This window comes from Azohydromonas lata NBRC 102462 (assembly GCF_001571085.1).
Lineage (GTDB): Bacteria > Pseudomonadota > Gammaproteobacteria > Burkholderiales > Burkholderiaceae_C > Azohydromonas > Azohydromonas lata.
Map to the genome: position 1 here is coordinate 24,102 of NZ_BCTC01000035.1, position 13,125 is coordinate 37,226.

Annotated in this window: 16 protein-coding genes; 13 read left to right on the forward strand and 3 right to left on the reverse strand. The window is 67.9% G+C overall.

What is annotated here, in order from left to right; genetic code table 11:
- Positions 1-17: 17 nt before the first annotated feature.
- The 8 genes from ALA01S_RS14015 (at position 18) to ALA01S_RS14045 (ending at position 6,449) form a co-directional block, all read left to right on the forward strand.
- Complete coding sequence (locus ALA01S_RS14015) at positions 18-926, forward strand: methyltransferase domain-containing protein (RefSeq protein ID WP_084267547.1); 909 nt, start codon at positions 18-20, stop codon at positions 924-926.
- Positions 927-1,115: 189 nt separating this feature from the next.
- The gene (locus tag ALA01S_RS14020) at positions 1,116-1,685 is read left to right on the forward strand and encodes a DUF2244 domain-containing protein (RefSeq protein WP_066337406.1); all 570 of its coding nucleotides are present in this window, start codon (positions 1,116-1,118) and stop codon (positions 1,683-1,685) included.
- 5 nt (positions 1,686-1,690) lie between these two features.
- Positions 1,691-2,860 carry a cytochrome c oxidase subunit II gene (coxB, locus tag ALA01S_RS14025; protein ID WP_066337407.1) on the forward strand — a complete coding sequence of 390 codons (1,170 nt, stop codon included), beginning with the start codon at positions 1,691-1,693 and terminating at the stop codon, positions 2,858-2,860.
- Between the two features lie 29 nt (positions 2,861-2,889).
- Positions 2,890-4,506, forward strand: a complete 1,617-nt coding sequence (gene ctaD / locus ALA01S_RS14030) for a cytochrome c oxidase subunit I (RefSeq protein ID WP_066337408.1) — start codon at positions 2,890-2,892, stop codon at positions 4,504-4,506.
- 19 nt (positions 4,507-4,525) lie between these two features.
- Positions 4,526-4,660 carry a cytochrome oxidase small assembly protein gene (locus tag ALA01S_RS34415; RefSeq protein ID WP_373862993.1) on the forward strand — a complete coding sequence of 45 codons (135 nt, stop codon included), beginning with the start codon at positions 4,526-4,528 and terminating at the stop codon, positions 4,658-4,660.
- A gap of 27 nt (positions 4,661-4,687) precedes the next feature.
- Positions 4,688-5,284 carry a cytochrome c oxidase assembly protein gene (locus tag ALA01S_RS14035; RefSeq protein ID WP_066337410.1) on the forward strand — a complete coding sequence of 199 codons (597 nt, stop codon included), beginning with the start codon at positions 4,688-4,690 and terminating at the stop codon, positions 5,282-5,284.
- Positions 5,281-5,526 (forward strand): DUF2970 domain-containing protein, encoded by a 246-nt coding sequence (locus ALA01S_RS14040; protein ID WP_066337411.1) that lies wholly within the window; start codon positions 5,281-5,283, stop codon positions 5,524-5,526. Before ALA01S_RS14035 ends, ALA01S_RS14040 begins: the two co-directional genes overlap by 4 nt.
- Before the next feature lie 38 nt (positions 5,527-5,564).
- Positions 5,565-6,449: a cytochrome c oxidase subunit 3 gene (locus tag ALA01S_RS14045; RefSeq protein ID WP_066337412.1), complete on the forward strand. Its 885-nt coding sequence runs from the start codon at positions 5,565-5,567 to the stop codon at positions 6,447-6,449.
- A 58-nt stretch (positions 6,450-6,507) separates the two neighbouring features.
- On the opposite strand, the gene ALA01S_RS14050 is transcribed toward ALA01S_RS14045, so the two are convergent.
- Positions 6,508-6,741, reverse strand: coding sequence for a twin transmembrane helix small protein (locus tag ALA01S_RS14050; protein ID WP_066337415.1), 234 nt, complete (start codon positions 6,739-6,741; stop codon positions 6,508-6,510).
- A 42-nt stretch (positions 6,742-6,783) separates the two neighbouring features.
- Here ALA01S_RS14050 and ALA01S_RS14055 point away from each other — a divergent pair, with 42 nt between their 5' ends.
- The 5 genes from ALA01S_RS14055 to ALA01S_RS14075 are packed head-to-tail and all read left to right on the forward strand — an operon-like array spanning position 6,784 to position 10,984.
- The gene (locus ALA01S_RS14055) at positions 6,784-7,524 is read left to right on the forward strand and encodes an SURF1 family protein (RefSeq protein ID WP_066337416.1); all 741 of its coding nucleotides are present in this window, start codon (positions 6,784-6,786) and stop codon (positions 7,522-7,524) included.
- Positions 7,481-8,179: an SCO family protein gene (locus ALA01S_RS14060; RefSeq protein WP_066337418.1), complete on the forward strand. Its 699-nt coding sequence runs from the start codon at positions 7,481-7,483 to the stop codon at positions 8,177-8,179. Before ALA01S_RS14055 ends, ALA01S_RS14060 begins: the two co-directional genes overlap by 44 nt.
- 8 nt (positions 8,180-8,187) lie before the next feature.
- Positions 8,188-9,360, forward strand: coding sequence for a COX15/CtaA family protein (locus ALA01S_RS14065; RefSeq protein ID WP_066337421.1), 1,173 nt, complete (start codon positions 8,188-8,190; stop codon positions 9,358-9,360).
- Complete coding sequence (cyoE, locus tag ALA01S_RS14070; RefSeq protein WP_084267548.1) at positions 9,357-10,319, forward strand: heme o synthase; 963 nt, start codon at positions 9,357-9,359, stop codon at positions 10,317-10,319. Before ALA01S_RS14065 ends, cyoE begins: the two co-directional genes overlap by 4 nt.
- Positions 10,316-10,984 carry an SCO family protein gene (locus ALA01S_RS14075; protein ID WP_238455797.1) on the forward strand — a complete coding sequence of 223 codons (669 nt, stop codon included), beginning with the start codon at positions 10,316-10,318 and terminating at the stop codon, positions 10,982-10,984. The genes cyoE and ALA01S_RS14075 overlap by 4 nt, the downstream gene beginning before the upstream one ends.
- 99 nt (positions 10,985-11,083) lie before the next feature.
- Here ALA01S_RS14075 and rpoH read toward each other — a convergent pair whose 3' ends face one another.
- Positions 11,084-12,013 carry an RNA polymerase sigma factor RpoH gene (gene rpoH, locus ALA01S_RS14080; RefSeq protein WP_066337425.1) on the reverse strand — a complete coding sequence of 310 codons (930 nt, stop codon included), beginning with the start codon at positions 12,011-12,013 and terminating at the stop codon, positions 11,084-11,086.
- An 82-nt stretch (positions 12,014-12,095) separates the two neighbouring features.
- Complete coding sequence (gene lepB, locus ALA01S_RS35330; RefSeq protein ID WP_066337427.1) at positions 12,096-13,046, reverse strand: signal peptidase I; 951 nt, start codon at positions 13,044-13,046, stop codon at positions 12,096-12,098.
- Positions 13,047-13,125 lie beyond the last annotated feature (79 nt).

Genomic DNA, 13,125 nt, shown 5'->3' on the forward strand with positions numbered 1-13,125 from the left:
TACTGCGCGGCCCCGCCATGAACGCCTCCACCGACTCCACCCCGTCCCGCGCCTTCGACACGCGCGCCGCGCAGCGCGCCGTGCGGCGCATGGCAGCCGCCGAACAGCCGCCGTGGCTGCACGCCGAGGCGGCGCGCCGCATGGCCGAGCGGCTGCCCATGATCCGACGCACGCCGCAGACGGTGCTGCAGTGGTCGTCCTTTCTGGGTGCGAGCGAGGCGGTGCTGCGGGAGGCCTATCCGCAGGCGCGACTGCTGGCTGTCGAACCGGCCGAGATGCTGGAGGCCCGCTCTGTCCCGGTGCCGGCACCCTGGTGGTCGCCCAAGCGCTGGGCGGGCCCCGCCGCCGTCACGCTGCTGGACGAGCAGGCCGTGGCGCCGGGCAGTGCCGAGTTGCTGTGGTCCAACATGGCGCTGCACGGCGAGGCCGATCCCACGGCGCTGCTTGCCCGATGGCACGCAGCGCTGGCGGTGGACGGCTTTCTGATGTTCTCCACCTTTGGCGCGGGCACCCTGGCCGAGCTGCGCGGCCTCTACCGCGAGCGTGGCTGGGGCTCGCCCATGGCCGACTTCGTGGACATGCACGATTTGGGCGACATGCTGGTGCACGCCGGCTTCGCCGATCCGGTGATGGACCAGGAAACCGTGCGTCTGACTTGGGCCGACGCTGCCGCGTTGCTGGCCGAGCTGCGCGGGTTGGGCGCCAACGCCGATCCGCGCCGTGTTCCAGGATTGCGCACGCCGCGCTGGCAGGCCCGGCTGGGCGAGGCGCTGCAGGCCCTGGCCGGCGCGCACGGGCGCCCGGTGCTGTCCTTCGAGCTGGTCTATGGCCACGCCTTCAAGACCGCACCGCGTCCGCGCGTGGCCGAACGCACCGAAGTGGGCCTTGAAGAAATGCGGCAAATGGTGAGATCGCGGCGCACCTGAGGTTTTCCCAAGGTTGCACGGGGTGTCGGAATCAGGCAAAGATGCTTCGACGCAGCGCAAACTCTGCCTAGAATCCATCGGTTCCGGAGCAGGATTTGCGTTTAGTCAACGACAAAACCTGCAAAACCTGCTTCAGCGGCAACGGCGCGTCGGCGTCACTGTGGCAGGCCCAGTCCCTTGACTCCCAACATGACTGCGACCGTTGCTCCGAGCCCCTGGTCCACACCGGCTGCACGTGGTGCCTGGCGGTTTGGTTGCGAAATCGACGGTGGCCACGGCCTGCGCTGGGTGCTCGGCCGCAACGGCGCACTGGGCCCACGCCGGCACGTGGGCCTGTGGTGCGCGCTGGCCGGCGTGGCGCTGGGGGTGACGCTCATCTTCTGGTGGCAGGGCGTGGCCGTTGCGGCAGCGCTGGTCGCTGGTGAGCTGGCCTTGCTGGGCACGGTGCTGCTGTTGTGCGCCCGCCATGCCGCCGACCGCGAAATGCTCACCCTGGTCGACGGCGCGCTGGTGGTTGAGCACCGCTGCGGCACGCGCACGGAGCGGGCGCGCTTTCGCGCTGAGCGTGTGCGCGTGGAGCCCGCGCGCGCGCAGGGCTCGCTGGTCGAGCTGTCGGGCGAGGGACGACAGATGCGCGTAGGCCGCTACCTGCGCCCGGAACTGCGCTGGCAACTGGCACAGGAGCTGCGGCAAGCCCTGCGCATCACCATGAGCCTGCAACCGGCCCAACGCCAGAACACGGCAATGCAACACAAGTGAGGACCATGCAGAACATCAGGACGCTCACGCACCGTTTCGCCCACGCCGCGCTGGCCATGGGTGCACTGCTGGCCACCCATGCGGCCCTGGCGGTCAACGACCTGCCCGGTGGCCCGGCGGTCAACCAGACCAACCTGCACCCGCCGGCCACCCGCGTGGCGGCCGAGCTGATGTGGCTGCACAACTTCATGCTGGTCATCTGCTCGGTCATCTTCGTGGCCGTGTTTGGCGTGATGTTCTATTCCATCCTCAAGCACCGCCGTTCGCGCGGTGCCAAGGCCGCCAACTTCCATGAAAGCACGGCGGTGGAGGTGGCCTGGACCATAGTGCCTTTCCTCATCGTCATCGGCATGGCGCTGCCTGCCACGAAGGCCGTGGTGGCCATGAAGGACACCACCAACGCCGACCTCACCATCAAGGCCACGGGCTACCAGTGGAAGTGGGGTTACGACTACATCAACGGCGAAGGGCAGGGCATCAACTTCCTCTCCACGCTGGACGTGGGCCAGCGCCAGATGTCTGACGCAGGCAAGCCCCAAGGCGACGACTACCTGCTCAAAGTCGACAACCCGCTGGTGGTGCCGGTGGACAAGAAGATCCGCATCGTCACCACCGCCAGCGACGTGATTCATGCCTGGATGATCCCGGCCTTCGGCGTCAAGCAGGACGCCATTCCGGGCTTTGTCCGCGACACGTGGTTTCGCGCCGACAAGACAGGCGACTTCTACGGTCAGTGCGCCGAACTCTGCGGCAAGGAGCACGCGTACATGCCCATACACGTGAAGGTGCTGTCGCAGGCCGACTACAGCGCCTGGGTGGCGGCGCAGCAGAAGAAGATGGCCGCAGCGGCTGACGATCCGGCCAAGGTCTGGACGCAGGCCGACTTGGTGGCGCGTGGCGAGAAGGTCTATGCCGCCAACTGCGCCGTGTGCCACCGCCCTGACGGGCAGGGCGCAGGCCCCATCAAGCGGCTCGACGGCTCGCCCGTGGTCAACGACGCCGACAAGGGCAAGCAGATCACCGTGCTGCTCAACGGACTGCCCAACGGCATGCCTTCGTGGAAGCAGCTCTCCGACACCGAGATCGCCGCCGTCATCACCTATACCAAGAACTCGTGGTCCAACCACACCGGCCAGATCGTGCAGCCCGCCGAGATCGTGGCGGCCCGCAAGTGACCCGCGTCGCCTGAAAGGAAAAAGCCTCCATGAGCGCAGTTCTGCCCCATCACGGCGCCGCCCACGACGAGCATCACGACCATCCGCACGGCTGGCGGCGCTGGCTCTTTGCCACCAACCACAAGGACATAGGCACGCTGTACCTGCTGTTCAGCTTCACCATGCTCATGGTGGGCGGGATCCTGGCGCTGCTGATACGGCTGGAGCTGTTCCAGCCCGGGCTGCAGTTCGTCAACCCGCAGCTGTTCAACCAGTTCACCACCATGCATGGCCTCATCATGGTGTTCGGCGCCATCATGCCGGCGTTCGTGGGCTTCGCGAACTGGATGGTGCCGCTGCAGATCGGTGCACCTGACATGGCGTTTGCGCGCATGAACAACTTCAGCTTCTGGCTGATGGTGCCCGCAGCGGTGATGCTGGTGTCGTCCTTCTTCATGCCCGGCGGTGCGCCGGCAGCCGGCTGGACGCTCTACGCGCCGCTGACGCTGCAGATGGGCCCCTCGATGGACGCCGGCATCTTCGCCATGCACATCCTGGGCGCGAGCTCCATCATGGGCTCCATCAACATCATCGTCACCATCCTGAACATGCGCGCGCCGGGCATGACGCTGATGAAGATGCCGCTGTTCTGCTGGACCTGGCTGATCACGGCCTATCTGCTGATCGCCGTGATGCCCGTGCTCGCCGGCGCCATCACCATGACGCTCACGGACCGCCACTTCGGCACCGCCTTCTTCCAGCCCGGCGGCGGCGGCGACCCGGTGATGTACCAGCACATCTTCTGGTTCTTTGGCCACCCCGAGGTCTACATCATGATCTTGCCGGCCTTCGGCATCATCAGCCAGATCGTTCCGGCCTTCGCCCGCAAGAAGCTCTTCGGCTACACCTCCATGGTGTACGCCACCGCGTCCATCGCCATCCTGTCCTTCATCGTGTGGGCGCACCACATGTTCACCACCGGCATGCCAGTGACGGGACAGCTCTTCTTCATGTACGCGACCATGCTCATCGCCATCCCCACGGGGGTGAAGGTGTTCAACTGGGTTGCCACCATGTGGCGCGGCTCCATGACCTTCGAGACCCCCATGCTGTTTGCCGTGGGCTTCATCTTCGTGTTCTCCATGGGCGGCTTCACGGGGCTGATCCTGTCCATGGCGCCGGTGGACATACAGCTGCAGGACACCTACTACGTCGTGGCCCACTTCCACTATGTGCTGGTGGCAGGATCGCTGTTCGCGCTCTTCGCCGGCGTGTACTACTGGGGTCCGAAGTGGACCGGGACGATGTACTCCGAGACCCGCGGCAAGCTGCACTTCTGGGGCTCGCTGATCTTCTTCAACGTTACCTTTTTCCCCATGCACTTCCTCGGCCTGGCCGGCATGCCGCGCCGCTACGCCGACTACCCCATGCAGTTCGCCGACTTCAACGCGCTGGCCTCCGTCGGCGCTTTCGGCTTCGGCTTGATGCAGGTGTACTTCTTCGTTTTTGTGGTGCTGCCCATGATGCGCGGCCGTGGACAGCCTGCGCCGCAGCGTCCCTGGGACGGCGCCGAGGGGCTGGAGTGGGAGGTGCCGTCACCCGCGCCCTTCCATACCTTCGAGAAGCCGCCGCAACTCGACGCCACGGCCACGCGCGTGGTGGGCTGAACGCGGCATGGAGCACGTCGTGACCACGCCGAGCGACGATGAGCTGCACGCGCAGCGCCGCCGCGGCAACGTGCGGCTGGCGCTGATCCTGGCCTCTGTTGCCGCGGCTTTTGCCGCGGGCTACGTCGCCAAGATCGTGCTGCTGGGCCCCTGAGCCGGCAACCTCAGGAAAGCACAGCGCATGGACACCCGCCGCCACGCCCGCCTGCGCCGCGACAACCTGCGCATGGTGGGCAAGCTCACGCTGGTGGCGGTGCTGATGTTCGGCTTTGGTTACGCGTTGGTGCCGCTGTACAAGCACATCTGCGAGGCGCTGGGCATCAACGTGCTGTCGCTGTCGGAGCGCCAGGCCGCCGGATTTGGCCGCCCAAGCGCGCAGCTGGCCAACAGCCAGGTTGATCGCAGCCGCACCATTACCGTGGAATTCGATGCCAATGCGCGTGGACCCTGGGACTTCAAACCCGCGCTGGCCACACTCAAGGTGCATCCGGGTGAGCTTGCCACCGTGATGTACGAATTCCGCAACCGCCAGCCGCGCGTCATGACGGCGCAGGCCATTCCCAGCTATGCGCCCAAGCAGGCCACGGCCTACTTCAACAAGGTCGAGTGTTTCTGCTTCAACGAGTACACGCTTGCGCCGGGCGAATCGCGGCAGTGGCCGGTGGCTTTCGTGATCGACCCCAAGTTGCCTCGCGACGTCACGACCATCACGCTGTCCTACACCTTCTTTGAAGTGGTGGGCAAGAGCGCGGCGGCCCGCGCGGAGCCACGGCTGTGAACGGCCGCCCCGACCATGGCGATGCGGGGCGGGCGCTGCGCCGCCGGGGCTCGTGGTTGCGCAGTTTCAAGGCCGTGGCGTGGTCTTTTTTCGGCGTGCGCCGCGCCAGCGACTATGAACAGGATGTCAGCCAGCTCAAGCCGCAACACGTCATCGTCGCCGGCCTCGTGGCCGCGGCGCTGTTCGTGGCGCTGCTGGTGCTGCTGGTGAGATGGGTGGTGGGCAGCGGCGTGGCCGGCTGACCCGCGACACAACAGCAACCGTCGAGGAGAGAGCAAGCATGTCCGCAGTGACGCACCAAGGCAGCGTGCCCAACTACTTCGTACCCAGTCCGTCACGGCATCCGCTGATGACGGCCATTGGCCTGTTCTTCGTGATCCTGGGCGCGGCCCAATGGATCAACGGCCATGGCTGGGGCGCCTACTCGCTGCTGTTCGGCCTGCTGTGGTGGGCCGTGGTCATGTTCCAGTGGTTCAGCGACGCGGTGCGCGAGAGCGAAGGCGGCCTCTACGGCCGCAACATCGACATCTCCTACCGCTGGAGCATGAGCTGGTTCATCTTCTCGGAGGTGATGTTCTTTGGTGCCTTCTTCGGCGCGCTGTTCTGGTCGCGCTTCTACACCGTGCCCACCTTGGGTAGCCTGGAAAACAGCCTGCTGTGGCCGGACTTCAAGGCCGCCTGGCCCACCGACCAGCCCGGCAATACTGCCTCGCCGGCCGGCATCGTCGAGCCCTTCAGCACCATAGGCCCGTGGCCGCTGCCCACCATCAATACCGCGCTGCTGCTGACCTCCGGCGTGACGCTGACCATCGCCCACCATGCCCTCATCGCTGGCCGCCGCGCCAAGGCCATTGCCTGGATGTGGCTCACGGTGCTGCTGGGTGCGACCTTCCTGTGCGTGCAGGCCTTCGAATACCACCACGCCTATCAGGAACTCAACCTCAAGCTCAGCTCCGGCATCTTCGGCTCCACCTTCTTCATGCTCACCGGCTTCCACGGCTTCCACGTCTTCGTGGGCATGCTGATGCTGCTGTTCATCACGCTGCGGCTGATGAAGGGCCACTTCACCCCCGAACGCCACTTCGGGTTCGAGGGCGCGGCCTGGTACTGGCACTTCGTGGACGTGGTCTGGCTGGGCCTGTACCTGCTGGTCTACTGGCTCTGAAGCCGCAGGGCGCGCAATTGCGCGCCCGTCAACGCCATCCAGGCGCGGCGCCAGGCCCTCAGCGCGCCACGGGGAGGCCGGTGGGCTGTATCCAGCCCATCCAGTAGCTGAAAAGAATGAACAGGAACAGCGCCACCGACAGCCCAACCCGCAGCGCCAACGCGCGCGCCATGCGTTTATCGGGCTGTCCGGCCGTTCCCGCTTCCGGCGGCCGCTTGCGCAGCATCAGCACGCCGGCGCTGGCCAGTGCGCCCAAGATGCCCAGCAGCACCAGCACGATGATGAACTTCATGGGCGGCCATTCTGGCACCGCCCCGCTCGCGGGCCGGTGTCCATGTTGAGCCTGCGTGCGCGGCGGACGGTGGTGGCGCTGGCGGCCGTGCTGGGCACCTCGCTGACCGCTCGGCTGGGCTGGTGGCAACTGGACCGTGCGGCGCAAAAGGAATCGTTGCAGCAGGCCGTCGATGCCCATGCCGCACTGCCCCCGTTGCCCGCGTCCGGCCTGGCTCGCACGCCACAGCAAGCCGAACAGCAACTGCACAGGCGTGTCATCGTGCAGGGCCGCTGGCTGGCGGAACGCACGGTCTTTCTCGACAACCGACAGATGGACGCGCGTCCCGGCTTCTTCGTCCTCACGCCGCTGCAATTGGACGACGGTAGCGCGGTGCTGGTGCAGCGCGGCTGGGTGCCGCGCGACATGCAGGAGCGTACCCGGCTGCCGGCCATTCCCACGCCGGCGCAGCCCGTGGCCATTACGGCGCGCATAGAGGGCTCGCCGGCCCGCCTCTACGAATTCACCCCGCAGGGCAGTGAGACAGGCCCCATCCGTCAAAATCTCGCCCTGGACGCCTTTGCGCACGAGACCCACCTCTCGCTGCGTCCCCTCACACTGCTGCAGCTCGATGATGCGGCGGCGCCTGTTGCCGATGACGGGCTGCGCCGCCACTGGCCCTTGCCGGCGGTGGACGTGCACAAGCACTACGGCTATGCCGTCCAGTGGTTCTCACTGGCGGCGCTGATCACGGGTCTTTATGTCTGGTTCCAACTCCTCCGCCCCCGCCGGCGTGCCGCCTGAGCCGCTGGGCCTGACGGTGCATTCCATGCCCCGGCCTGAGCTCGACGCGCAGGCGCGGCGCACGCGCAGCGGGCGTTTGAAGATGCTGTTGGTGCTGCTGGTGTGCGCTTCGCCCGTGGTCGCCTCCTACTTCACCTATTTCGTCGTCCGCCCCGAGGGCCGCAGCAACTACGCCGCGCTGATTGAGCCGCCGCACCCCATGCCCGCGCTCACGCTGAGCACGCTGGAGGGCCAGAGCGTGCCGGCCGATTCGCTCAAGGGCCAGTGGCTGCTGGTCGTGGCCGGCAGCGGCGACTGCGACAGCGACTGCGAAAAGCTGCTCTACCTGCAGCGCCAGCTTCGCGAGATGACCGGCCGCGAGCGCGAGCGCATCGACAAGGTCTGGCTGGTCACCGACACGCAGATGCCCCCGGCGGCGCTGCAAAAGGCAGTGCAGGACACCGGCGCCGCGCACATCCTGCGTGCCGACGCCATGCAGGTGGCGCAGTGGCTGCAGCCTGCGCCGGGCGAGTCGCTGGCCTCGCACATCTACATCGTCGATCCCATGGGGCAGTGGATGATGCGCGCCCCCCTGCGCCCCGACCCCGCCAAGCTCAAGCGTGACCTGGAGCGGCTGCTGCGCGCCTCGGCCAGTTGGGATCGCGAAGGACGCTGAGGTCGCCCATGACGACCGTTGCCGCCTGGGACCTCTCGCCGCTGCTGCGCATGGCCCTCTTGGGGGCCGTGCTGGCGTTGGTGCCGCTGGCCTGGATCGCCCTGCGCCACCGCGGCTCCGCGGCGCGGCTGCGCGCACTCACCGCGCTCACGCTGTTCCTGTGCTTCGACCTCGTGCTCTTTGGCGCCTTCACCCGGCTCACCGACTCCGGCCTGGGCTGTCCCGACTGGCCCGGCTGCTACGGCAATGCAAGTCCCTTGGGTGCGCAGCACCACATCGCCGCCGCACAGTCGCTGCTGCCGGACGGACCGGTGACGCACGCCAAGGCGTGGATAGAGATGCTGCACCGCTACTTCGCCACCGCCGTCGGGGTGCTGATCACGGTGCTGGCCGCCATGAGCTGGCGGCTGCACCGCCGCGGTACGCCGGGCGTGATTTCGCCCTGGTGGGCCGGCGCGACGCTGCTGTGGGTGTGCATGCAGGGCGCCTTCGGCGCGCTGACGGTGACCATGAAGCTCTACCCGGCCATCGTCACCGCGCACCTGCTCGGCGGCCTGGGGCTGCTGGGGCTGCTGGCCGCGCAATCCCAGGCCTTCGACGGGCCGGACAGCCGCCCGCTGGCGTTGCCCGCCGGCCTGCGCCGTGGCCTGTGGGCGCTGGCCGCCCTGGCCGTGGCGCAAATGGCTCTGGGCGGCTGGGTCAGCACCAACTACGCGGTGCTGGCCTGCGGCGATTTCCCGACCTGCCAGGGTCGCTGGTGGCCGGACATGGACTTCCAGCACGGTTTCACTTTGCAGCGTGCACTGGGTAATACCGGCGACGGTGATTACTTGCCGTTTGCCGCACTCACCGCCATCCACTTCACGCACCGGCTGATGGCCTTGGCGGTGCTCGCCGCGCTGGTCTTGATGGCCTGGCGGCTGTGGCGCCTGGATGAGGCACAGGCGCGGCGCTGGGCATGCGCGCTGCTCGCGGTGGGCGGGTGGCAGCTTGCCAGCGGCGTGTCCAACGTGGTGCTGGGCTGGCCGCTGCTGGCCGCCGTGGGCCACACCGGCGGCGCCGCCGCCCTGATCGTGATCCTGAGCATGATGCTCATGCGTGCCCACCGCGGCGCGCGCCAAGTTTTACCCGCTCGCCGCGGTACGCAGCCCGCACTGGCTCCCGGAGTGAGATACCCATGACCCAAAGCGCAACCCATTCCTCCGTGACCTCTCCACCCGTGGCCGGCACCGCCGCTGCCGTGCGCAACGCCTCGCAGGTACACATCCCGCTGTGGCGCCAGTTCTATGCGCTGACCAAGCCGCGCGTGGTGCAGCTCATCGTGTTCTGTGCCCTCATAGGCATGCTGCTGGCCGCGCCGGGGCTGCCGCCGGCCGTCACGGTGCTGGCGGCCACGGCCGGCATCTGGCTGGTGGCCGCAGCCGCGGCTGCCTTCAACTGTGTCGTGGAGCAGCACATAGACGCCCGCATGTCGCGTACGGCCTGGCGGCCCACCGCGCGCGGGCAACTCGGCAACCGGCAGACGCTGCTCTTTTCCGCGCTGCTGTGCGCCGCGGGCAGTGCGCTGCTGTGGGCCTTCGTGAACCCGCTGACCATGGTGCTGACCTTCGCCACCTTCGTCGGCTACGCCGTGATCTACACGGTGGTGCTCAAGCCCATGACGCCGCAGAACATCGTCATCGGCGGCGCCTCCGGCGCCATGCCGCCGGTGCTGGGCTGGGCCGCCGTGCGCGGCGACGTGGGCCCGGAGGCGCTGATGCTGTGCCTCATCATCTTCCTGTGGACGCCGCCGCACTTCTGGGCCCTGGCCCTGTACCGCACCGAGGACTACCGCCGCGCCGGGCTGCCCATGCTGCCCGTCACCCACGGCTCGGAGTTCACGCGGCTGCAGGTGCTGCTCTACAGCCTGGTGCTGCTGGCCGCCACGCTGCTGCCCTGGCTTTATGGCATGAGCGGCCTGACCTATCTCGTGTCCGCGCTGGTGCTGGGCGGCCTCTTCATCGCTTACGCCTGGAAACTGTGGCGTGACTACAGCGACGCCCAAGCGCGCAAGACCTTCCGCTTCTCCATCCTGTACCTGTCGCTGCTGTTCGCGGCGCTGCTGCTGGACCACTACCTGAGCCCATGGATAGCCCTGTGACCTCACGCTGCATCACCCATCGCGCCTCACGCCGCAGCTTCACCCTGGCCGGTGTCTCCTCCCTGCTGCTGGCCCTGTCCGGTTGCGATCGCGGCGGCAGCGGCGGCGAGGCCGCTCAGCCCAAGGCCACCGTCGCCACGTTCAACGCCGTGGACATCACCGGCGCCGACTACGCCGGCAAGCTGGAGATGCCGGACGCCCAGGGCAAGGTGCGCACGCTTTCCGAGTTCAAGGGCAAGGTGGTCGTGGTCTTCTTCGGCTACACGCATTGCCCGGACGTGTGTCCCACCACGCTGGCCGAGCTGGCCGAGGTCAAGCGTTCGCTGGGTGCCGACGGCGACAAGGTGCAAGGCATCTTCGTGACGCTGGACCCCGAGCGCGACACACCGGAGCTGCTGAGCGCCTACGTGAAAAACTTCGACGCCGGCTTCATCGCCCTGCGCCCCGAGCCCACGCAGCTCAAGGCGCTGGCGCGCGAGTTCAAGGTTTTCTACATGAAGGTGCCGGGCAAGACCGACGACGCCTACACCCTGGACCACACCGCCGGCAGCTACATCTATGACCCGCAAGGCCGCGTGCGCCTGTTCAGCCGCTACGGTGCCGGTGGTCCGCAGGCACTGGCCGACGACATCAAGAAGCTGCTGTCCAACACCGCCCCGGCCTGAACGGCGGCGGATAGGCGCCACAAAAGCAGACGGCCCCCGCGGGGGCCGTCGTCGTTTGGGCAGACTTGAAGAAGCAGGGTGCCTGCGCGGCGCCGCCGTTCAGGCCGTCGTGGCCTCCATGGCCTTGCGCATCTTCTTCATGGCCGCGACCTCGATCTGGCGGATTCGCTCGGCGCTGACGCCGTACTCCTCGGCCAGCTCGTGCAGTGTCTTGCCGCCGGAGTTGTCGTCATTCACCTGCAACCAGCGCTGCTCGACGATGCGGCGGCTGCGCGCGTCCAGCGCGTCCAGCGCGCGCAGGATGCCGTCGCTGGCCATCACGTCGCGGCGGCGCGCCTCCAGCACGCGGGTGGGCTCGCTTGCCTCGTCGGCCAGGTAGGCGATGGGGGCGAAGGTCATTTCCTCGCTGTCGTCGCCCTGGGGTTCCAGCGCGACGTCGCCGCCGGACAGGCGCGTTTCCATCTCGCGCACTTCCTCGGCCTTCACGTTGAGCTGCTCGGCCACCGTGCGCACCTCGTCGCCGCTGAGCGAATTGCGCCAGCTGCGGCCGGATTCGGCCTCGTTCTTGAAACCCTGCTTGAGCGAGCGCAGGTTGAAGAACAGCTTGCGCTGCGCCTTGGTCGTGGCCAGCTTGACCATGCGCCAGTTGCGCAGGATGTACTCGTGGATCTCGGCCTTGATCCAGTGCAGCGCGTAGCTGACCAAGCGCACGCCCTGGTCGGGGTCGAAGCGCTTGACGGCCTTCATCAGGCCCACGTTGCCTTCCTGGATCAGGTCGCCGTGCGGCAGCCCATAGCCCAGGTATTGGCGCGAGACCGACACCACCAGGCGCAGGTGCGACAGCACCAGGCGGCCGGCGGCCTGCACGTCGCCATGGTCGCGCAGCCGGGTGGCGCAGTCCTTCTCTTCTTCAGCCGTCAGCAGCGGGATCCGGTTGACGGCGGTGATGTAGGCGTCCAGGTTGCCGAGCGACGGCACCAGGGCCCACGGATCACGCAGAGCAACAGCATTCGCAGAGGACATGTTCATGGAGTGCTCAGACACGGGGGGTGTGCGTTTGGTTCCCAAAATATTAGCACTCGTGGTGTAGGAGTGCTAAGCGGGAGACTACTCAGTCCACCACGCGCCCAAGCCGCTGCCAGCGCACGCCGTCCGCGCCCCAGGAGAACCAGATCTGCCGCACGCGGCCGACCACGTCGTGCATGGGCACGGTGCCGAAGTCGCGCGAGTCCACACTGGCCACGCGGTTGTCGCCCAGGACGAACACCTGCCCCGGCGGGACGACCATGTCCCACTGCGCCGGCCGCTTGTCAGTCGACAGGCTGCCCGGCGGCACGCGCGCCGCCTGCAGTTCGGCGGCCCGCGGCTGCGGCGCGTCCGGCACGGGCGAGGGCTCGCCGTTGACCAGCAGCTCGGTACCGCGCATCTGCACCTTGTCGCCCGGCAGCGCCACCACGCGCTTGACGTAGAGCATGGTGCGGTCGTTGGGGTAGGTAAAGATGGCCACGTCGCCGCGCCGCACCGGTGCGCCGAAGTTGCGGGCATAGCGCTTGTCGGCAAAGACGAAGTCGCCCGGCCACAGCGCCGGCGCCATGCTGCCGGACGGGATGCGGAAGGGCTCCACCACGTAGGCGCGCACGGTGATGATGAGCAGCGGCAGTGCCACCACGTCGAACAGGACGACGAGCAGCAGCGTCACCCCCGCCATGCGCCACACCGGCGTGCCGGCGGTGGCGAGGCCGGGCAGCGGGTCGGCCGCGGGCAGATCGCCGCGCCGCGCCGTGCGCCAGGCGTCCACCACCGAGCCCGCCCACACGCCCAGCGTCAGCAGCAGCCCCAGCGCCAGCGCCGGCGCCGTCCAGGAGGGCGGCAGCCACAGCGCCACCACGGCCATGGCCGGCACGCACAGGAAGGCGAAGGCCAGGAAGAACCAGGCCGCGCGGTCTATCTGCCCGTTGTGCCACTGCCCCAGCCCGGGCAGGACCAGCGATTTCAAAGCAGCCCGTGCCGGCTGCGGGCGCACGGCAGCGGCGGTGCGCAGGTTCAGGTCCAGCGGATTCATGACGGTTCCGTCCTCTCCTCGATGTGTCTTGGCGGGCCCGGTGCGGTGCGCGTCCCGGGCTGGTGGAATGGCGGTGATG

Coding starts and splice junctions, on each gene's coding strand:
- ALA01S_RS14015 (WP_084267547.1), top strand. CDS start 18: ATGAACGCCTCCACCGACTCCACCCCGTCCCGCGCCTTCGACACGCGC.
- ALA01S_RS14020 (WP_066337406.1), top strand. CDS start 1,116: ATGACTGCGACCGTTGCTCCGAGCCCCTGGTCCACACCGGCTGCACGT.
- coxB (WP_066337407.1), top strand. CDS start 1,691: ATGCAGAACATCAGGACGCTCACGCACCGTTTCGCCCACGCCGCGCTG.
- ctaD (WP_066337408.1), top strand. CDS start 2,890: ATGAGCGCAGTTCTGCCCCATCACGGCGCCGCCCACGACGAGCATCAC.
- ALA01S_RS14035 (WP_066337410.1), top strand. CDS start 4,688: ATGGACACCCGCCGCCACGCCCGCCTGCGCCGCGACAACCTGCGCATG.
- ALA01S_RS14045 (WP_066337412.1), top strand. CDS start 5,565: ATGTCCGCAGTGACGCACCAAGGCAGCGTGCCCAACTACTTCGTACCC.
- ALA01S_RS14050 (WP_066337415.1), bottom strand. CDS start 6,741: ATGAAGTTCATCATCGTGCTGGTGCTGCTGGGCATCTTGGGCGCACTG.
- ALA01S_RS14055 (WP_066337416.1), top strand. CDS start 6,784: ATGTTGAGCCTGCGTGCGCGGCGGACGGTGGTGGCGCTGGCGGCCGTG.
- ALA01S_RS14060 (WP_066337418.1), top strand. CDS start 7,481: ATGTCTGGTTCCAACTCCTCCGCCCCCGCCGGCGTGCCGCCTGAGCCG.
- ALA01S_RS14065 (WP_066337421.1), top strand. CDS start 8,188: ATGACGACCGTTGCCGCCTGGGACCTCTCGCCGCTGCTGCGCATGGCC.
- cyoE (WP_084267548.1), top strand. CDS start 9,357: ATGACCCAAAGCGCAACCCATTCCTCCGTGACCTCTCCACCCGTGGCC.
- rpoH (WP_066337425.1), bottom strand. CDS start 12,013: ATGAACATGTCCTCTGCGAATGCTGTTGCTCTGCGTGATCCGTGGGCC.
- lepB (WP_066337427.1), bottom strand. CDS start 13,046: ATGAATCCGCTGGACCTGAACCTGCGCACCGCCGCTGCCGTGCGCCCG.